Annotated in this window: 21 protein-coding genes; 5 read left to right on the top strand and 16 right to left on the bottom strand. The window is 66.3% G+C overall.

All coding sequences use genetic code 11. The annotated features are described in order from the left end of the window. The first annotated feature begins 10 nt into the window (after nt 1-10). From ACZYW1_RS19200 to ACZYW1_RS19190, 3 genes are all read left to right on the top strand, one after another. Nucleotides 11-466 (top strand): SRPBCC family protein, encoded by a 456-nt coding sequence (locus tag ACZYW1_RS19200; protein ID WP_463788069.1) that lies wholly within the window; start codon nt 11-13, stop codon nt 464-466. Beyond that, entirely contained in the window at nt 463-969 is a 507-nt protein-coding gene (locus ACZYW1_RS19195) for a nuclear transport factor 2 family protein (RefSeq protein WP_463788068.1), read from the top strand. Before ACZYW1_RS19200 ends, ACZYW1_RS19195 begins: the two co-directional genes overlap by 4 nt. Nucleotides 970-1,048: 79 nt before the next feature. After that, the gene (locus ACZYW1_RS19190) at nt 1,049-2,365 is read left to right on the top strand and encodes a cytochrome P450 (RefSeq protein ID WP_463788793.1); all 1,317 of its coding nucleotides are present in this window, start codon (nt 1,049-1,051) and stop codon (nt 2,363-2,365) included. On the opposite strand, the gene ACZYW1_RS19185 is transcribed toward ACZYW1_RS19190, so the two are convergent. Genes ACZYW1_RS19185 through ACZYW1_RS19175 form a run of 3 tightly spaced genes read right to left on the bottom strand, consistent with a single transcriptional unit; the run spans nt 2,362 to nt 5,991 of the window. Then, nucleotides 2,362-3,231, bottom strand: coding sequence for an acyl-CoA thioesterase (locus ACZYW1_RS19185; protein ID WP_463788067.1), 870 nt, complete (start codon nt 3,229-3,231; stop codon nt 2,362-2,364). The genes ACZYW1_RS19190 and ACZYW1_RS19185 overlap by 4 nt on opposite strands. A gap of 15 nt (nt 3,232-3,246) precedes the next feature. Beyond that, nucleotides 3,247-4,140, bottom strand: a complete 894-nt coding sequence (locus tag ACZYW1_RS19180; protein WP_463788066.1) for a dienelactone hydrolase family protein — start codon at nt 4,138-4,140, stop codon at nt 3,247-3,249. A 57-nt stretch (nt 4,141-4,197) separates the two neighbouring features. Then, a complete protein-coding gene (locus tag ACZYW1_RS19175) occupies nt 4,198-5,991 on the bottom strand; it encodes a CocE/NonD family hydrolase (protein WP_463788792.1) in 1,794 nt (597 codons plus the stop codon). A gap of 184 nt (nt 5,992-6,175) precedes the next feature. Here ACZYW1_RS19175 and ACZYW1_RS19170 point away from each other — a divergent pair, with 184 nt between their 5' ends. After that, a complete protein-coding gene (locus ACZYW1_RS19170; protein WP_463788065.1) occupies nt 6,176-6,619 on the top strand; it encodes a nuclear transport factor 2 family protein in 444 nt (147 codons plus the stop codon). A gap of 20 nt (nt 6,620-6,639) precedes the next feature. Here ACZYW1_RS19170 and ACZYW1_RS19165 read toward each other — a convergent pair whose 3' ends face one another. From ACZYW1_RS19165 to bfr, 9 genes are all read right to left on the bottom strand, one after another. Then, nucleotides 6,640-7,461: a hypothetical protein gene (locus ACZYW1_RS19165; protein ID WP_463788064.1), complete on the bottom strand. Its 822-nt coding sequence runs from the start codon at nt 7,459-7,461 to the stop codon at nt 6,640-6,642. Further along, the gene (locus ACZYW1_RS19160) at nt 7,458-8,069 is read right to left on the bottom strand and encodes a TetR/AcrR family transcriptional regulator (RefSeq protein ID WP_463788062.1); all 612 of its coding nucleotides are present in this window, start codon (nt 8,067-8,069) and stop codon (nt 7,458-7,460) included. The genes ACZYW1_RS19165 and ACZYW1_RS19160 overlap by 4 nt, the downstream gene beginning before the upstream one ends. 194 nt (nt 8,070-8,263) lie before the next feature. Next, entirely contained in the window at nt 8,264-8,704 is a 441-nt protein-coding gene (locus ACZYW1_RS19155) for an SRPBCC family protein (RefSeq protein WP_463788060.1), read from the bottom strand. Continuing rightward, nucleotides 8,704-9,540: a lysophospholipid acyltransferase family protein gene (locus tag ACZYW1_RS19150; protein ID WP_463788059.1), complete on the bottom strand. Its 837-nt coding sequence runs from the start codon at nt 9,538-9,540 to the stop codon at nt 8,704-8,706. The genes ACZYW1_RS19155 and ACZYW1_RS19150 overlap by 1 nt, the downstream gene beginning before the upstream one ends. A gap of 29 nt (nt 9,541-9,569) precedes the next feature. Further along, complete coding sequence (locus tag ACZYW1_RS19145; RefSeq protein ID WP_463788058.1) at nt 9,570-10,685, bottom strand: amidohydrolase family protein; 1,116 nt, start codon at nt 10,683-10,685, stop codon at nt 9,570-9,572. Continuing rightward, nucleotides 10,685-12,037 (bottom strand): type I glutamate--ammonia ligase, encoded by a 1,353-nt coding sequence (locus ACZYW1_RS19140; protein WP_463788057.1) that lies wholly within the window; start codon nt 12,035-12,037, stop codon nt 10,685-10,687. The genes ACZYW1_RS19145 and ACZYW1_RS19140 overlap by 1 nt, the downstream gene beginning before the upstream one ends. Nucleotides 12,038-12,079: 42 nt before the next feature. After that, nucleotides 12,080-12,574 carry a carboxymuconolactone decarboxylase family protein gene (locus ACZYW1_RS19135; protein WP_463788055.1) on the bottom strand — a complete coding sequence of 165 codons (495 nt, stop codon included), beginning with the start codon at nt 12,572-12,574 and terminating at the stop codon, nt 12,080-12,082. After that, nucleotides 12,546-14,687, bottom strand: a complete 2,142-nt coding sequence (locus ACZYW1_RS19130; RefSeq protein ID WP_463788053.1) for an MDR family MFS transporter — start codon at nt 14,685-14,687, stop codon at nt 12,546-12,548. The genes ACZYW1_RS19135 and ACZYW1_RS19130 overlap by 29 nt, the downstream gene beginning before the upstream one ends. Nucleotides 14,688-14,706: 19 nt before the next feature. Continuing rightward, nucleotides 14,707-15,204 carry a bacterioferritin gene (gene bfr / locus ACZYW1_RS19125; protein ID WP_292989337.1) on the bottom strand — a complete coding sequence of 166 codons (498 nt, stop codon included), beginning with the start codon at nt 15,202-15,204 and terminating at the stop codon, nt 14,707-14,709. A 259-nt stretch (nt 15,205-15,463) separates the two neighbouring features. On the opposite strand from bfr, the gene ACZYW1_RS19120 reads away from it, so the two are divergent. Then, nucleotides 15,464-15,646 carry a (2Fe-2S)-binding protein gene (locus tag ACZYW1_RS19120; RefSeq protein ID WP_292989339.1) on the top strand — a complete coding sequence of 61 codons (183 nt, stop codon included), beginning with the start codon at nt 15,464-15,466 and terminating at the stop codon, nt 15,644-15,646. A gap of 3 nt (nt 15,647-15,649) precedes the next feature. On the opposite strand, the gene ACZYW1_RS19115 is transcribed toward ACZYW1_RS19120, so the two are convergent. Genes ACZYW1_RS19115 through ACZYW1_RS19100 form a run of 4 tightly spaced genes read right to left on the bottom strand, consistent with a single transcriptional unit; the run spans nt 15,650 to nt 18,747 of the window. Beyond that, on the bottom strand, nt 15,650-16,408 hold the full coding sequence (locus ACZYW1_RS19115; RefSeq protein WP_463788051.1) for an enoyl-CoA hydratase/isomerase family protein: 759 nt from the start codon (nt 16,406-16,408) through the stop codon (nt 15,650-15,652). Nucleotides 16,409-16,418: 10 nt separating this feature from the next. After that, a complete protein-coding gene (locus tag ACZYW1_RS19110) occupies nt 16,419-17,117 on the bottom strand; it encodes an EthD domain-containing protein (RefSeq protein WP_463788049.1) in 699 nt (232 codons plus the stop codon). A 9-nt stretch (nt 17,118-17,126) separates the two neighbouring features. After that, nucleotides 17,127-17,759, bottom strand: coding sequence for a PaaI family thioesterase (locus ACZYW1_RS19105; protein ID WP_463788048.1), 633 nt, complete (start codon nt 17,757-17,759; stop codon nt 17,127-17,129). 52 nt (nt 17,760-17,811) lie between these two features. Then, the gene (locus tag ACZYW1_RS19100) at nt 17,812-18,747 is read right to left on the bottom strand and encodes a hydrogen peroxide-inducible genes activator (RefSeq protein WP_463788045.1); all 936 of its coding nucleotides are present in this window, start codon (nt 18,745-18,747) and stop codon (nt 17,812-17,814) included. Nucleotides 18,748-18,771 lie beyond the last annotated feature (24 nt).

The raw sequence follows: 18,771 nt of genomic DNA, 5'->3' as shown, positions 1-18,771 counted from the left end.
GGATCAGCCCATGCAGGGTTCTGCGACAGTTCACATGGCGGCACCGGCGGATCAGATCTGGGAACTGATCACCGACGTTGACAGCATCGGCCGCTACTCCCCCGAAGTGTTCGAAGCCGAATGGCTGGACGGCGCCGGCGGACCCACGCTCGGCGCCCGTTTCCGCGGCCACGTGAAGCGCAACGAGCTCGGCCCGGTGTACTGGACGGTCTGCCGTGTCACCGCCTGCGAGCCCGGCCGCGAGTTCGGCTTCGAGGTGCTCGTCGGCGACCGGGCGGTCAACAACTGGCACTACCGGCTGGCGCCCGCCGGTGACGGGACCGATGTCACCGAGTCGTTCCGGATGGCGTCGTCGCCGTTCGTCGGCGTCTACTACTGGCTGTTCGGCGGCTGGCTGAGGCAGCGGCGCAATGTGCGGGACATGACCAAGACGTTGAACCGGATCAAGGACGTGGCTGAGGCATGAGCGGACAGTGGTCGCGCGAGGAGATCGACTCGGCGTTCGAACACCACAAGCAAGTCGTCGTCGAGATCGGCTCCAGCTGGGACTGGTCGCGGTTCGCCGACCAGTTCACCGAGGAAGCGACCTACGTCGAGCACACCTACGGCACGTTGCACGGCCGCGAGCAGATTCGCGACTGGATCGTGTCGACGATGAGCGTCTTTCCCGGTAGCGAGATGCCGTTCTACCCGACGTCCTGGCACTCCATCGATGTCGACCGCGGCTGGGTGTTCTGTGAATTCCAGAACCGGATGCGCGACCCCGGCGACGGCAGCGTCCACCAGGCGGCCAATCTGTCGGTGCTCAAATACGCCGGCGACAACCTCTGGAGTTACGAGGAAGACGCCTACAACCCGATGAACTTCCTGCCGATGGTGCGCTCGTACGTCGAGCGCAGTCACGCAATGGGCACCGCCACCGACGACGCCCTGGCGTTCGCGAACACCATGAAGTGGGAGCTGGGCTGACGGCGCACCGCCGCGCCGGGTCGTAGGCTGGGCGCCAGCACTGCCCGAACGATGCGGAGGCCTGACCGTGGCGATCGAACTGAAACAGAGATTGCATTGGCTGTCGCTGCACGGCTTCGTCCGCGGTGCCGCGTCGCTCGGCGCACGGCGGGGTGATCTGCAGGCCCGATTGATCGCCGACCCGTCGGTCAAAGCGAATCCCGTGCCGTTCTACGAGGAGGTGCGGTCCCGCGGCCCGCTGGTGCGAACCCGCCTCGGCCACATCACCGCGGACCACGCGATCGGGCACGAACTGCTGCGATCCGACGAATTCCGGGTGGTCTCGATCGGGTCGAATCTGCCCACGCCGCTGAACTGGCTCGAGCTGCGAACCCGCGACCAACTGCTGCACCCGCTGCGCCCGCCGTCTCTGCTGGCTGTCGAGCCGCCCGACCACACCCGCTACCGCAAGACGGTGTCGTCGGTGTTCACCCATCGGGCGGTGGGCGCGCTACGCGACGGGGTCGAACAGACCGCCGAGTCGTTGCTGAACGAGCTGTCTCACGAGCCGGGTGTCGTCGACATCGTCGACCGGTATTGCTCGCAGTTGCCGGTGGCGATCATCAGCGACATCCTCGGCGTGCCCGAAGTCGACCGGCAGCGCATTCTCGAATTCGGTGAATTGGCAGCGCCCAGTCTGGATTTCGGACTCCCCTGGCCTCAGTATCAGCGTGTGCAACGGGGTCTCATCGGGTTCAACTTCTGGCTTGACACGCACCTGGACAAGCTACGTCGCAACCCCGGCGACGACCTGATGAGCCAGCTGATCCGCAAGGCCGAAAGCGGTTCGCCGGAGACCTATCTCGACCATGACGAGCTGCGAGCGGTCGCCGGTTTGGTGTTGGCGGCAGGATTCGAGACGACGGTGAACCTGCTCGGCAACGGAATCCGAATGTTGCTCGACAAGCCTGAACACCTACACACGCTCAGCGAGCGCCCCGAGCTGTGGCCGACCGCCGTCGAGGAGATCCTGCGGCTGGAGTCCCCCGTCCAACTCACCGCGCGAATAGCGCTGAGCGACACCGAGGTTGCGGGCCGACCGGTGGGCCGGGGCGAGCTGGTGATCATCTACGTCGCCGCGGCCAACCGCGACCCGGCGGTCTTCGCCGATCCCAACGCATTCGACATCGAACGGGACAACGCCGGCAAACACCTGGCGTTCTCCGGTGGTCGGCACTTCTGCCTGGGTGCGGCCTTGGCGCGCGCCGAAGGCGAAGTGGGGCTGCGGGCGTTCTTCGATCGCTTCCCCGACGTGCGCTCCGCCGGGGCGGGCAGTCGACGCGACACCCGGGTGTTGCACGGCTGGTCGGCTCTGCCGGTCGCGCTGGGGCAGGCCAGGTCGATGGCCGCGCGCTAGCCGCTCTTGTTGCCGCCGAAGTAGCATTCGAGCGCCGTGGTGCACACCAGCTGGCCGTTGCGGTTGAACATGGTCCCCTGCGCCAATCCGCGACCACCGATACCGCTGGGTGAATGCTGTTCGTAGAGTAGCCAATCCGACAGATCAGGCGGATGGTGAAACCACATCGCCAGATCCATCAGGGCTGAGAAGCCCGGTCCCAATGGTGTGGTGCGGCGTGCGATCATCGCCGACTCCAACAGCGTGCGACCCGCGACGAAGGCGGCCAGACAGTCGGCGACCACCGGGTCTGCCGGGGCGACCCCGTTGGGACGCCACCACATTCGAAGGCGCGCGGGCGGCGGCTCATCGACGTCCGCGGCGAGGCGGGCCGACGGGTCGACGTACCGGTAGTCGATCGGTTGCTCCCGGACCCACCAGCCATCGCGCTCGTCTGCGATGCCGCGGTGTTGCTCGGCGAAGTCCGGCACCGACTCAGGATCCGGAAGATCCGGCGGAAGCTGCTGGTAGACAATGCTTTCGACGGATTTGCTGAACGATACGACCCCCTCCAGCAGGATCGAACCGAACTGGCGTGCCGTCACCCGTCGCGCCGAGAACGTGCCGCCGTCGTGCAGCGTGGTGACCTCGAAGTCGACCGGCCGCCGGGCGTCGCCGGCCCGCAGGAAATACATGTGCATGCTGTGCGGCAAGCGGTCGGTCACCGTTCGGCCGGCCGCCATCAGCGCCTGAGCCGCGATGTGCCCACCGGAGATGTGGTGCGCGATCTCGTCGAGTTGCTGTCCGACGAAGAACTCCGCGTTGACTTGCTCGAGATCGAGCGAGTCGAGGATCTGGCGCAGCGTGATGACGGGCGGAGAGGTCACGCACGCATCATGCCGCTAAGACAGATAGCGACCAAACCACTCCAGCACCCGATGCCAGGCGTCCGCGGCCGCGGCGGCGTTGTAGCGCGGTCCGCCGTCGTTGAAAAACGCGTGGTCGGCGTTCGGTTCGATCACGATGTCGTGGATCAGGCCGGCGCGCTCGAGCGCGGCCCGTGCCGTCGGCTCCGAATCGGTGACGCGTTTGTCTCGCGCGCCGTAGAACGCCAGCACCGCGGTGGCTTTGTCGCCGCTGAAGTCGGGGCTGTCGGGCAGCGGGCCGTAGAACGGGACCGCCGCCGACAGCCGGGCGTTGTGGGAGGCCAGCAACTGCCACACCAGCCCCCCGCCGAAGCAGAAACCGACGACCGCGATCTTGCCGCCCGGAACGCGGTTCTGCAGCTCCGTGATGCCGGAGTTCAGGTCGGCGAGGAATCGGTCCTGCGGCGCGGCGGCCAGCGCCGCGGTGGCCTTGGCAGGATCGGTGAACGTGCCGGTGCCACCTTCTTCGGACAGCAGGTCGATGGCCAGCGCCGAGTAACCCGCCCCGGCGAACCGCTCGGCGACCGAATGGACCCAATCGGTGAGGCCCTTGTTCTCATGGATCACCAACACTCCGCGGCGGGCGTTGTGCGACTGCGCCCACGCACCCCGCAGTTCTCCGCGGGGTCCGTCCCAGGTGATCGGCTCGGTGGGCAGCGCCTGTTTTGCTCCCGGCGCCTCGATTCCCTCGGCGGAACTCGAATGCAGCGGTCGGGTTTCGTGATCGGTGCAGCCGGCGATCAACGCGGCCGCGGCACTGCTGCCGAGCCCGAGCAGTGCCAGCCGGCGCATGGCTTCGCGTCTGGTCAGCAACCCATCGACGTGGTCGGTGGCGATCTCTTCGGCGATGTATCGCTGTAGTGACGTCATCAACGCGAGTATGCGCCAAAACCTGCCATCGCGCGCGGATGACGCTGCCGCACTGCGTCAGTCGACGCCGCTCGGGTCGGCGACCGGGACCAGCAGATGCGACGGCGTCGCGCCGCCTTGGTGCAGTCGGTAGGTGCCTCCCGCCAGGGCGCGGCGCGCGGGCACGGTCGGCACGAGGTGCGGAAAGTCGAAAGTGGTGACGGTCAACCGCAACCGGTGACCGGATTCGAGCATGGCCGCGGTCGGGAAGACTTCGATGTCGTACCGCGTGAGCTCGCCTGGGACGACGGGTTTGACCGCAGCGCGAGTGCTGATGTGATGCGGCTTGAGAACCGTGCCGTCGGGTAGATACCAGGTGCGATCCGGGTCCAGCTCGCGATGCGAGCCCAGCAGCGCGCCCTGGGTCAGCGGTCGCGAGGAGCCGTCCGGTGCGACGTCGTCGATATGGGCCACCCACAGCGACTCGGAGGTGTCGGCGGTGGCGTGCAAGGTCAGGGTGATCGGCCCGGCGATCAGCGTCGGCGTCGCGAAGACCTCGGTGGTGTAGGTGAGCGCGCCACGCTGCAACCGCCGGTTGTCCTGGTCGTAGCGGATGTTCTTGCCTCGTTGGCTGCGGATGAAGCTGGCCATCCCGAGGGTCCACTGCTCCACGCTCCGGCCGGCCACCGGACCGCGTCCGACGTATTTCACTGTGGCCGTAGAGGTTTCCGCCGAACTGTCGGCGGTGAGGTGGCCCCCCTCGGACAGAAAGAACCGGGTCGGGGTCGCCTGGTCCAACGGATAGTTGCGGACGTGGAACCAACGCGAGCTACCGACGGGCTGGAAGGTGAAGGGAGCGCCGGAGATCTCCGCATCGGCGTCGTCGTTCAGCCAGTGGTCGAACCAGCGCAACTGTATCGACTGGAGATGCAGGCCACCGTAATTGGAAACGTGATACCAGGGGCCCATCAGCAGCCGCAGATTCTCCGAGACCGGCTGCCCGGGTTGCATCGGCTGCTCGTCGGGATGGCCCGCGAAGGCGCGCTGCAGCGCGGCATAGTTCAGCGGAACGCCGCGCTGAAAAGCGTCATGCCAACCGCCGACCAGGAAGACCGCCACCTTGTTGGCGACAATCTGCGGGAGCACCGTGGCGGGCCGCAACGCCTCCCAGAATTCCTCGTCGAACGCTGTCTCTCCGCCGGCGACCGCGTCGGCGATCAACGGGCGGAAGTAACCGCGCTGCGCGCGTCCACGCCGGCGAACCCCGGCGATACCGCCAGCCCGGGGCCGGGCATGCTTGCCGCGATTGATCACCTCCAGCGCCGGGTTGACGACGTTGAGCAGCCGGTACACCCCGCCGTAGGCACGTACCGTGCGCAGGTGCGGCGCTCCGCCCATCGCGGCCGCGTCGCGGTAGAAATCACGCGCGGCCATCACCGGGAAGATCGCTTTGAGCGGCGAATTCGGCCCGACAGCGGCGGCGGTGAACAGCTGGTTGATCCCGAGATAGGACACCCCGAACATGCCGACCCGTCCGTTGGCGTTGGGCAGCTTCGCGGCCCATTCGACCAGCTCTACCCCGTCCTGGGCCTGCCGTTCGCCGAACATCTGGAACGCGCCCTCGGAGACGCCGCAGCCGCGGACGTCGACCATCACCTCGATGTAGCCCCGCTTGATCAGAAACGGGGTCGGGCCACCGCCGATCTGGGCGGCCGGCGGCGGGGCCTTCTTGCCGTACGGGGTCAACGACATCAACACCGGGAACGGTCCGGACGCGGGCTCGCCGGAGTCGCGGTCGGTGGGGTAATGGATGTCCACCCGCAGCTGGACGCCGTCGCTCATCGGCACCGCGACGTTGTGGCGGATGCCCACGCCGTAGTGCGCCGCTCTCGGTGTCCAGTCCGGCGAGAACGGCGACGCGCTGGTCTCGCGGGCTCGTCTGCGTCGTGATCGCAGCCTTGGCATCCCTACCTCCTGGCGCGCCTCGTTGCCTGGGCAGACTGTAAAGAGGCGCGAATCCTTGCCTGGCACGGGGGTTGCCTGTCAGCCTTGGTTCATGTCGGTCGACGAAGCGGTGCTCGGTCTCTGGAAAGCCCTCTCGGGCCGCGACTGGGACGGAGTCAAGACGTACTTGTCCGATGACTGCGTCTACGTCGATATGCCGGTGGGGCCGACGCTGGCCGCGCGCGGACCCGACGACATCGTCAAGCGACTCAAGGTCGGGCTCGAACCGCTGGCCGGATACGAGAACCACGACGGTGTGCTGCTGTCCAACGGCTCCGACGTGATGTACGAGCATTCCGAGACGTGGAACTGGGCCAGCGGCGAAACCGCTGTGCTGCAATTCGTTTCGGTGCACCGGGTGGATGGCGGCAAAGTGACGCTGTGGAAGGACTACTGGGACATGGGTGGCCTGACCAACCACGCCCCCGCGACGTGGATGGAAGACCTCGGGAAAGCGGACACGTCCTGGATCTTCGACGCGACCGGGCTGATCTGAGCCTCAGCCGAACCGCGGGCTCACGGATGAGTGACGCAATACGTTTCGTTGGCAAGGCCCTTGGAGAGGTCTTCGATCCTGAATGGCCGGTCCAGTCGTGCGCGTAAAGCGACGGGGTCTATCAGCAGGCTGATTTCCGCGGTCTGGCGGGCGAAAAGCCTTCCGATGTAGGGATATATCCGCCGCATGGCCGCCCGCTCCGCGGCGGTGCAGCGTGAAGCGCAGTAGCCCACGTGTCCGATTTCGTCGGTGAGGATTTCGCTGTAGAGCAGTTCGATGCGCTCGGAGACCGCCGGCTCGTCGGCGAACAGCCTGAGGCCGACGCGTCGCAATTCGTCGAACATAATGCAGCCGGCCATCTCTGCGGCCCCGACGAATAGGAACCCCAGGCGCGGCGGGATGAACACGCCCGTCTTGACGAATTGCCGCATCACAAACGGCGGCGGCACTACCTGAAAAGTCAGATCGAAGACGTCGAGCGCGTAGGCCAGCAGACGGGTGTGGTAATGCTCCTCGAGCTCCAGGTAGACGTTCTCCGGCGGCAGATTCTCGTCGCTGTTACGTCCGTAGGTCTCTCCGAGTCCGACCCCGAACCGTTCGGCCTGATTCAACTTCGCGGTCGCCAGCAGGAACAGCATCTTGTCGTCCAAGCCGGACTCGGGTCGGCGGCGGCGCAGATTGCGTAGGAACACTTGCCGGTCTGCCGGACGTGCCGAACGGACTGGGTTCGCCTCGAGGTCGTGAAAGAATTGCTCGCGGTTGGCCAGTTGCCTGTTGAGTAGATCGGCTTCCCCGTCGCGTTGGGCAAGAAACTCCCGGTAGCCTTCGACCGTGCCGTTCATCGGTTCTCCATTCCTTTGACAATCGTTGTCACGTAACGACTTAACAGCGCGGCGTCATCGACGCCGGTGGCCAGCAACGCGAAGAGCCCGGTAAGGAAGAACGTCGCGAGCTCCCGCGCATCCGCACCGGCGTCGATTTCGCCGGTCGATCGAGCGCGGTCGAGGACCTCGACCAAGTGCTCGGCAAGCGGGTGCTGGGCCAGCTCGTCTTCGCCGGGACGCGTCGAGGAGAAGTGCAGGCCCAACATGTCCTGAAAAACGTTCGGACCCAAGCGGTCCTGAGCGCTGAGCACATGACCTATCAGCTGTGACAGCACCGACGTCAGGTCGCCGTCGGTGTCGCCGAGTTCGGCAACGATGCGGGCCTCTTCGTTGCGCTCCAACTCGACCAAGACGTGCTCCTTGGTCGGGAAATGGAAGTAGAACGTTCCCCGAACCACGCCCGCAGAGGCCGCGATGGCAGCAACATCGGCCATGGCCAAGCCGCGCCGCGAGATCTCGGTCAGCGCGGCATCGAACAGGCGTCTCCGGGTTTCACGTCGGCGCACCTCGCGAACGCCCGACGCGGCGGACGACTCGGCCGTAGGCGACGCGCTCGAGGTGGGCACGTGGTCACGCTACGCCCAATTGCTGACGATCGTCAATGACGGTCGTCAGCAAATGCTGATGAACTCTGGAGCGGGTCAAAGCTGGTGGCTGGAGCGTTGATGTGCTGCGCGCACCTGATCCGCAGCTGAATCGATCGTCGACCGGTGCGGTCGTGAAGGCGGACCAGAATCGCGGCGGCTCCCCCGCGATCGGTCTAGCCGCCGAGTTCGGCGATCTGTTTGAGCCGCTTGAGCGTATCGCCCACGATCCGGTTCACCTGTCCCACCGCAACCCGGTCGGCGATGTAACCCCAGATCCCACCCGGCGCCTGGTAGGACAGCCGGAACGTCACCTTCGTCTGGCCGTTGCCCGCGTCGCGCAACCGAATTCGACCGCGCAACGTGATTCCGGTGATGCCGACCCAGGCGAGGTCGCGCCGCTCGTCGAACTCCACCACTTCCATGAGGCCACCGACCGGCACGGAGCCGATCTTCCAGTGCACGTTGTAGCGGGCACCGATGCCGAGCGCCTGATCATTGGCGCTCTCCCAGCGCTCCAGTCGAGCCATGAACGACGGATAGCGGTCTGGATCGCTGACGATCTTCCACACCACGTCACGGTCAGCAGCGATGACGCTGCTGCGGTCGACGCGCATCAGCCGATCACCGGGAATCGCCGCCGCGAGGCGAGCCGGTCGACGCCGTCCTGCAAGCTGGCCATCACCTTGTCGTGCACCGCCTGGTCGTCGCCGTCGACCTCGATGGGATGCTGCACTTCGATCGCGATCTTGGTGGGCAATGGGATATGCCCGGCCAGGTCGCTCACGTTCAGGCCCCACGGAAATGCCAGCGAGATCGGAATGCTCTTGAGCCGCAACAGCTTATCCGCCATCAGCAGCTTCGCCAGCCACTGCCCGCGGGAGATGAACAACGCGGCCTCCTGGCCGCCGACGCTGGCCACCGGCACGATCGGGACGCCGGCTTCCCGGGCCAACTTGACGTAGCCCATCCGCCCGTCGAAATCGACCTTGTGGCGTTCCCACGACGGTCGGAAGACCTCGTAGTCGCCGCCGGGATAGACCAGCAGGGCCGCCCCGGATTCCAGCGCGAGTCGAGCGTTGTCGGGGTTGGCGGCGACGGTGCCGAATTTGCGCAACCACCCCAGCGGTGGCGCTGAGACGACCAGGTTGTGGGCCAACTGATAGAACGGCCGCTCGACACCGAAGTACGAGCAGAACGCCAGGGTGAAGACGAAGGTGTCCGGCGGGACGTTGCCGCCGCTGTGGTTGCCGACGAGCAGAACGGGACCCTCGGCAGGGATCCGATCCAGGTGCTGGACGTCGGCGCGGAAGTACAGCGAGGCCAGCAGCCACGTTCTGGGCAGCTGATCGCGAATGTAGTCGGGGTCGCGTTGGTCCAGGTCGGCTTTGGGGACGCGGGACGCGACCTGCTCTCGCACCCAGTCCTTGATCCCGCCCAGCGTCGTCGCCATAGCGCGGCTGTACCCGGATTTGACCTGCGTCACACCTCGCCGAGGCGATAGATGCGGTTTGACGTCTCGTGAGCGATCAGGTCGACGACCCGGATGGCGTCGTGGAGACTCCACTGCCCGTTCTCGATGAAGCCGCCCAGCACGCGGTGAATCCCGTTGCGCCACAATGCCGCGCCGAGATAATGCAGTTCGGCCGGGCCGAATCCGTCCGAGGAGTACACAATCTTGCGAAACGGGGCGAGTTCCAGGAATCGAGCGATGAGTTCCGGTGCCCGCGCGCCCAGGTGATTGATGCTCAGGCCGGCGTCGACGTAGACGTTGTTGTACGCCTGGGCCAGATAACCCGCCTCGCGCTCGTAGGGATAGCAATGCAGCAAGACGATCGGCGTCTGGCCGGAGCACTGCAGAAATTCACGCAGGTGCAGCGGATTGGCGTCACGCAGATCGCAGTCCCGGTCGCCGAAGCCGACGTGGAATTGCAGCGGCTTGCCCACGCGCAGCGCCTGGTGCAGGCCGAAGCGCAGCAGCACCCGGTCGGTCAGTCGCACGCCGCCACTGTCGCGCCAGCTTGCCGCAGCAGTGGCGACCTCGGCGCTGGTCGGCTCGCTCAGGTCGCCGGCGAATCCGCCGCGGTAGGCCAGTATTGATTTGGTGCCGACCGCGTCGGCCGTTCGCCGCTGCAGGATGTTCTCAAATGACGACGCGTAGTCGCCGGGTGCGGCCGCGGCCTGCTCCGCCACCTGTTCCAGTCGGACTATTTCGCGGGCACGGTTGCCGGACCACTCGCAGACCTGCGCGACGTCCGCGACGCCGTCCGCGTAGCCGGTGTCGACCAGCCAGGCGCCGACGCCCGCCGCGCCCAGGAACAACCGGGCCAGCTCCGCCTCCGTGTGCTGGCTCCGGTGACGCCAGTAGTCTTGTGCTTCAGCGTGTTTGGGCAGACCCAGCAACGGCGCGCAGTGTGCGCGGATGGCGAAGCCGAGTTGTGTGTCGAATCCGGAGTCGAACTCGGCCAGCGGTTCGGTGTTGGCTTCGTTGAGTGCGTTCTCGAACCGACGGCGGTCCCCCGACTCCGTCCAGCATCCGTGCGTGTGCTGGTCGATCAGCGTCACGGCCGCGATGTGCCGCGCCAGTGCCGACTCCACTACACGCTCCACGCCATCCGGAACTTGTCGGCCAGGTGTTCGCGGTTGAGGTGTGCGTAGTGCTCCTGCTCGAAGCGGCGTACCGCGACTGTGGCGTCGACGGCAGGGTCGCCGAGGATGTCACGTAGCCGTCGGGATTCGTCCAGCGCTGCAATGGTGTGCGCCTGCGACGTCGACAGCGACGCGAGGCCGGCGCGGCGTCGGTCGTTCTCGCTCCAGGTCGCTGGATCGACAGTGATCTCGGTTGGCAGCGGCAGTGTGGCCCGAATACCGTCCAGCGCCAACCCCAGGATGGCGGCGGTCGCGAAGTACGGGTTGGCTGACGGGTCGACAGCTTTGACCTCTACGTTGCCGCCGTGCGGGTTGGCCGGACCGCCGACGACGAAACGCAGCGCCGCTTCCCTGTTCTCGGTGCCCCAGCAGACGTAAGTGCCGGCCCAGTTGCCGGGACGCAACCGCAATCCGGACACGATCGAACCGCACAACATGCCTTGGGCCTCGGCCAGACCGCGTACCAATCCGGCGACCGCGCTCTCACCCTTGCTCGTCATCCCGCGGGCGCCCGCACCGCCGGAGAATATCGGCCCGGCCGCCGTTGTCATCGAGAAGTGTTGGTGGGCGCCGCATCCGGCGCCGTCAACGAACGGCGCCGGGGAGAAACTGACCCGCATCCCATAGCGCCGGGCGACACGGCTGACGACGATCTTGGTGAGGATCAACTCGTCGACTGAGGCGACCGGTGATTGCGGCCCGAGTGACATCTCGAACTGGTTGGTCCCGTACTCGGGGTGTAGTTGTTCGAGCGCGATCCCGGACAGCGACGTGGCGGCGATGACGTCGCGCACGAAGGCCTCGTGCTCCAGCACACCGGCCAGCCCGTACTGGGACCAGACGGTCGGGGGCAGCCGGTGACCGTTCGGTGCGACGAGCAGGAACTCGATCTCGTGGCCGACCATCGCCTCGAGGCCGGCCGCGGCGAGTGCGGTTTCGATGCGCCGCAGCGTTCCGCGGCTGCACTCCGGAACTTCCGTGCCGTCCTGATCGAAGAACGAGCCCGGCGCCCACGCCAAGCCGTCTCCGAGACGACGCAGCGCGGACAGGTCGATCCGGATGCGCTGATCGCCGACGACACCGAATTGATCGGTGAACGCGATACCGGTCTGGTCGATCGCGAAGGCGTGCCACACCGGGCTGGCGCCCAGGCCCGGATCGGCGAAGGCGTTGGTGCGGCGGATCGGCACGGTCTTGGCCTGGGTGAGGCCGGCCGGATTGACCACCGTGCCGATGACCGCGTCGACCCCTTCGGCCTCCAGTTCGGCGATGGCCGCCGCGGCCGGCGGTGTGGTCGTCATGTGCCGTGCGACGAACTGCCGCGGGCTATCGAAGTCGGTCGGTCATACCCGGCTGGGCAGGGTCAACTTGCAGGATTGGCCGATATCCAGGGTGCGCAGGACGCGGCCCATACCCACCCACATCGCACACGACAGCGCCAGGTCGGCGAGCAACTCCTCGGAGAAGTGCTCACTGGCCCGGGCCCAGAAATCCTCGTCGTCGCGCAGCGCTGTGTGCTCGGTGGCGAACCGGTAAGCGAACTCGGCGGCGAGCCGCTCTTGATCGCTGTAGCCGGTCCAGGTGCGCCACTGGTCGGCGTGAGCGTAGAGATCCTCGTCGACTCCGTTTGCCGGACCGTCCCCGTCGCGAGTGTTGACGCACACTTCGCACTCGTTGCTGTGCGCGATCACGATTCGGGCCAGTTCCCTTGTGCGCATTGGCAATCGGTTACGGTTGTACACCGCGTCGCTGAAGCCGGCCATCGCGCCGCCCAGTTCGGGTGACTTCAGGATCCAGCCGGCAAGGTCGTCATCTGGGAAGGTTCCGATTCGGCTCATGGCGTGATGTTACGCCGGGGCGAGGTCCGGGAAGCCCGACCGGAAGTTTCTGGGTGGCAAGCTCAGAAATGTTTGACGCGTCGTCGTCCCAGTCGGGTTGAGTGACGATCCGGTGGGTGATCCGATTCAGCGCCGCCTCGACCTGAGCGCGGTCGGGGCGGATCTCGAAATTCGTCGAGCGGGTGAGCTTGTCGACGATCCAGTCCTGGAGCAGCGACGAGACGAAGTCGACCTCGCGACCGCCGGCCGGGGTAAGCCACAGCCGGTCGATGTCGCGTTGGGCGTATCCGCCGCGGACCAGCCGGTCGAAGGTGGGTTCGAGCACTTCGTACGGAATGCCGAGCTGCTCGCCGATGTCGGTGATCCGGGCGATGCCGAAAGCTCGCTGGTAGCGGTTGATCCGCAGCAGTGCCCACAGCTCGGCCACGTCCAGCCGACAGTCGGGCCGCAGCGCGATGCTGCGCAACCGCATGCCCGGCTGGCCCCGGGTGAGGCGCCCGATCGCGGTTTCCAGCAACTCCTCCGGCGTCTGGGTGCTCGGCATGGCGAACCCGTCGCCGAGGTCGGCAGCGTTCTGACCGATATCGCGCAACGGCACCTCGCGCAGGAACAGCGCCAGCACGAATCCGACCAGTGCCACCGGGATCGCCCAGAAGAACACCTCGGTGAGCGACGCGGCGTAGGCATCGACGATCGGCGCGGCCTGGGCCCGGGACAGTCGGTGCAGTGCTTCGGGTGAATTCGCCGCCGCAGCCGGCGCACCAGATGCCGCCAGTGCCGGTCCGATGCGGCCGTGCAGGAAGTTGGTGAACAGCGAGCCGAAAATCGCCGCGCCGAACGAGCTGCCGATGGTCCGGAAGAAGGTGACCCCGGAGGTCGCGACGCCGAGGTCTTCGAATTCTGACGTGTTCTGCACGATCAGGACGAGCACCTGCATGCACGACCCGATACCCGCGCCGAGGATGAAGAGGTAAACCGATTGCAGCAGAGTCGAAGTCGACGGGTCCATCCGCGACATCAGCAGGAACGCGAGTGCCATCACAGCCGTGCCGGCGACGGGGAAGATCTTGTAGCGGCCGGTGCGACCGACCACGACACCGCTGCCCATCGACGTCGACAGCATGCCCGCGACCATCGGCAACGTCCGCAGGCCCGACGTGGTGGCCGAGACTCCGTTGACGAACTGCATATAGGTCGGCAGAAAGGTCAGCGCGCCCAGCATGGCGAACCCGACCACGAAGGAGAGCACACAGCACACCGTGAACACCGGGTTGGCGAACAGCCGGGTCGGCAGGATCGGCGCGGAATCAGGCCCAGACGACCGGCTTTCGACCCAAATGAAGACCCCGAGTGACGCCGCGGAGGCGACGAACAGGCCGATGATCGTCATCGATCCCCACGCATAGGTGGTGCCGCCCCAGCTGGTGGCGAGCGTCAGGCCGGTCGCGCCGAGGCCGACGAACACGATGCCGGCGTAGTCGATCACCGGCTTGGCGCGAGCCGTCAGCGACGGAATGGCCGCCGCCGCAACGAAAAAGACCACGACCGAGACCGGCACGTTGACCCAGAACGCCCAGCGCCAGGTCAGGTGATCGGTGAAGAAGCCACCGAGTAGCGGGCCGATCACGGTTGTTACACCGAACACCGCGCCCAGCGCGCCCTGATAGCGACCGCGATCCCGGAGCGGAATCACCTCGCCGATCAGCGCCGTGGCCGTCACCGCGATGGCGCCGCCGCCGATGCCCTGCAAGGCCCGGGCCCCGACCAGCATGGCCATCGACTGCGACAGCCCACACAGCACCGAGCCGCCGACGAAGAACAGAACCGCGGCCTGGAAAATCTTTTTGCGGCCGAATAGGTCACCGAGCCGGCCGACCAGAGCGGTCACGATCGTCGAGGCCAGCAGGTAGCTAGTGACCACCCAGGACTGATGCCCTGCCCCACCGAGATCGGCGACGATTGTCGGCAGCGCGGTGGCGACGATGGTCTGGTCGAGCGCGGCGAGCAGCATTCCCAGCACGATCGCCAGGAAGACGAAGTTGCGCCGCTGCGGGCTGACCAGCCCGCCAGTGAGTTCCGGATCCGGTGGGGCTGCTGTCTGTGCGCTGGTCATAGACGGCAGCTATACCCGCTCAACCGCCGGCTTGCCCCGTCGACGGTGGACGCGAGACGCATTGCGCCGAGTACAGCTCCTCGCCGAGCTTGTCCATCAACTCGAGTTGGGTCTCGAGGTAGTCGACGTGGTTCTCCTCGTCGGCGATGATGCCCTCCAGCAGGGTGGCACTGGTCGAGTCCTGCTTCTCGCGGCACATGACGACGCCCGGTCGCAGCCGGTTCAGCACGTCGTACTCGATGGCCAGATCGGCTTCGAACTGCTCCCGCAGGGTCTGGCCGATGCGTAGCGAGAAAAGCCTTTGGTAGTTCGGCAGTCCGTCGAGCAGCAGGATGCGGTCGGTGATCGCCTCGGCGTGCCGCATCTCGTCGAAGGATTCGGCGCGGGTGTGACCGGCCAGTTCGGTGAATCCCCAGTTCTCCTGCATCTTGGAGTGCAGAAAATACTGGTTGATCGCGGTGAGCTCGCTGGTCAGCTGTTCGTTCAGAAGGCGCAAAACGTCGGGATCACCTTGCACGGTCGCTCCTTAACTCTCCCCTGGGCACACTTCGAGTCGCGGCGAATGACGATGGAGTTGGGCTGTAACGCCACCGCCCGCCAGGTCGAATCTAGTGCAAATCGCCGACATCGGCGCGTTGATTTGGACGGCGATTTCACCAAAAGCGCTGGTCAGAGGCTATCCTAAGTAAGGATAGCCTTGGCGAACCAAGTTAGGTTAGACTTGCCTACATGCGAACGGCGCGGTCACCGAAGACCCGGATCGACGGGGTTCGCTGATGTACGTCTGTCTCTGTGAGGGTGTCACCAGCCAGGTGGTCTCTGACGCGGTCGCCGAAGGCGCGTCGACATCGAAGGAAGTCGCCGCGAAGTGCGGTGCCGGCCTGGACTGTGGTCGTTGCCGGCGCACCGTACGAGCGATCATCGAGGCGGCCGCGCAGTTGCAGCCGACCGGCAGCTAGTCGTCACTCGCCTCGTTTGGCAGTGAAGTCCGCCAGCGCCGCAGCATTCGCCTGACCCCCCAAAAGCTCCGCGAAATGTGCATTTTCGCGTTCGGTGGCTGCGGCGATGTCCGGCCGGATCGGTTCGACGATGGATTGCTTGACCGCGATCAGGCTCGGAATCGAACGGGCGGCAAGGATTTCCGCGTGCCTGCGAGTCTCGGCCAGCAGGTCCTCGGGTTCGCACACTTTCCACACCATGCCCATGGCCTGTGCTTCCTGCGCGCTTACCCATTCCGACGACATCAGCAGCCAGGCGGCGTTCTGCCGGCCGATCAATTGTGGAAGCAGATACGACGAGGCGGCCTCGGGTGCGACACCGAGGCTGGTGAAGGGGCACTTCAGCCGTGCCGTCGACGACATGAAGGCAAGATCCGCATAACCCAGGATCGTGGTGCCGATTCCGACGCCGACGCCGTTGACGGCACAGATCAACGGCTTGGGGAACCGGGTCAGCGCATCGATCATCGTGGTGAAATGTGAGCCCTGGTTCGCCATCGCGGGATCGGTGATGCGCGCTTGCATCTCTTTGAGGTCGTTGCCGGCGCTGAAGGCGCGGCCGGCCCCGGTCAGCAGTACCACGGCGATGTCGGGGTCCTCGGCGGCCTGCCGGAGGGCCTCGCCGGTCGCTTCGTAGAGCGCCTCGTTGAAGGCGTTGAGCGATTCCGGCCGATTGAGGGTCAGGGTGCGCACCCGGTTCTGATCGTCGATCTGCAGTATCACCGGCGTCTCCTCAGGCCTGGAAGGGTGTCTTGAGCACGTAGCGGCTGGTGGGCACGGTGTCGATGTTCTCGTTGGCGCCGAACGCCGACGTGCTGGCGATCATCTGGGACAGTCGCTGCTGCAGATCGGCGTCGTCGGCCGCGCCGAAGAATGCCCGCAGGTCGGTGACCGCTTCGATCGGGAACAGTTCCTCGACGATGCCCGCCAATTGCGGCGCGTCGGGCGTCAGAGCGCGGACGACCGCGTTCTGGGTGTACCCGAACGTCGACTGCGTCTCGATCGCGACCGGCGTGTGGTCGTGCTGCCAGCGGTGCAGCCAGGTCGCGTAGTCCAGCTCAGCCGGCTTACGCAGCAGCGCCACATTCGCCAAACCTGTTGTCCGCTGGCCTATTTCGGCCGGGGCTAGCAGCGGATTCGATTCGGTGACCAGGTACGCGGCGAGCTGGTCGCATTCGGCTGCCAGCAGTCGCAACGCCTGGGCGACCTGATCGCCGTAGCACTGCGGGGTCCAGATGCCCACGATCGCGCACGCAGGCGGATCGAGCGTCGTCAACGTCATCAGGGACTCGCTGACCGCCGCGTCGCGCACGTTGACGGTCAAGCCGGCAACGCCGAGCGCCAGGACCGCGTCGGCGACCGGACCCCGCAGTCGTTCGCACCAGTCCTCGTCCCGGTCGGTGGCCCGCAGGACTGCGACTACCTTTTCCACCGTCGTCACCTATTCCGAACGCTCGCGCGCCCAGCGCGGCTGGATGAACACGCCTTCTGCTTCGACGGTGGTTCCGTCGGCGTCAGCGAGGTGGCCGACCGCATAAGTCTTGACCCCTTCGGTGCGGGTGATCCTCGCCTCCGCATGCAGGTCGCCGAGCCGGGTGGCACGCACATAGCGAAAGCTGATCGTGCCGGTCAGGCGCGGATTGATGCCGTCGCTGGCGGCCTCCCCCAGCAGATGGTCGAGCACCAGCGCTGCGACGCCGCCGTGGACATGACCGGGCGGCCCCTCGTAGGCGGCGCCGAGATGGAAGTCGCACACCGACGTGCCGTCGGTCGCGCGGTGGATCTGGATCGGAGGCGCGATCGGGTTCCGCACGCCGATGACGGCGTTGCCCCACGCCATCCGTTCGCCGGAGGCCAGGTAACGCACACCGAAACTGCCCTCGGTTTGCTGTTGTCGCAAACGTGCTGTGGCGGCGTCGATCTCGGCCTTGGCTGCGGCCACGGCATCCGCCTCCACCTCGGTCCTGACCGTCGCGTCGATCAATTCCCGAACGGACTCGGCCAACGGCTGGTAGATCCCCCGCAGCCGTTCGACCTCCTCGGCGCTGATGTTCTCCAGCGTGAAGTTCAACATCACGCGAAACTAGAACACGTTCACTTCGGCCGGTGTGCTGGGGTGCCCATGGCTAGTGCACCGGCCGTACTTGCTGGTCGTCGGCGAGCAGGTCGCCTATTTCACCGGCCAGACGTCGATAGGGACCTTCACGTCCGCTCGACGAGCGGAACACCAGCCCGATCCGGCGACCCGGCCGGGGCGCGGCGAAATAGGCCAGCTCCAGGTGGCTGCGCACGCTCTCGACGGAGACCGCGCTCTGCGGGATCAGCGTCACGCCCAGCCCGCCGGCGACGCACTGCACCGCCGTGGCCAGTGACGCGGCGCGGGTGTTGTCCAGGTCGACATGCACGCCCGCCCGGCGACAGACATCGAGCGCCTGATCGCGCAGGCAGTGGCCTTCGTCGAGCAGAAGCAGAGGCAACTCGGCCAATGTGGTCGGCGGCACCCGTCGCTTTCCGGCCAGCGGGTGACCCGGTGGCAGTGCCAGCACGAAATCCTCGTCGTAAATCGGGATCTCGGTCATGCCGCCCGCATCCGAGGGCAGTGCGACGAGCGCGGCGTCCAGCGACCCCTCACGAAGCCCGGTCAGCAGCCGTTCGGTCTGGTCTTCGATCACCCGGAGGGTCAGATCGGGCAGTCGTTCAGCCAGGCCGGCGAGCAGGGTGGGCAACACGTACGGCGCGACGGTGGGTATCAGGCCCAACCGGATGCTGCCCTGCAACGGGTCGGCCGAGCCTGCCGCGGCCGCGCTGAATCCGGCCATGGCCTCGATCACCGACTGGGCTTGAGGCAGCAGAGCCTGGCCTTCCGCGGTCAGGAAGACTCGTCGCGTCGATCGCTCCACGAGCTGCACCCCGATACCGCTCTCCAGCGCCGACAACGCCTGCGAAAGTGTTGACTGACTGACGCCGAGAGTTGTTGCAGCACTACCGAAATGTTGTTTCTCGGCAATGGCGACGAAGGCCCGCATGCCGGCGATGGTGGGCTGATAACTCTTATCGGTCATGCCTATGAGTGTAGTGGGAAACAT

Source organism: Mycobacterium sp. IDUB_36 (genome assembly GCF_055419225.1).
This window is presented reverse-complemented; position numbering and strand designations above follow the sequence as displayed.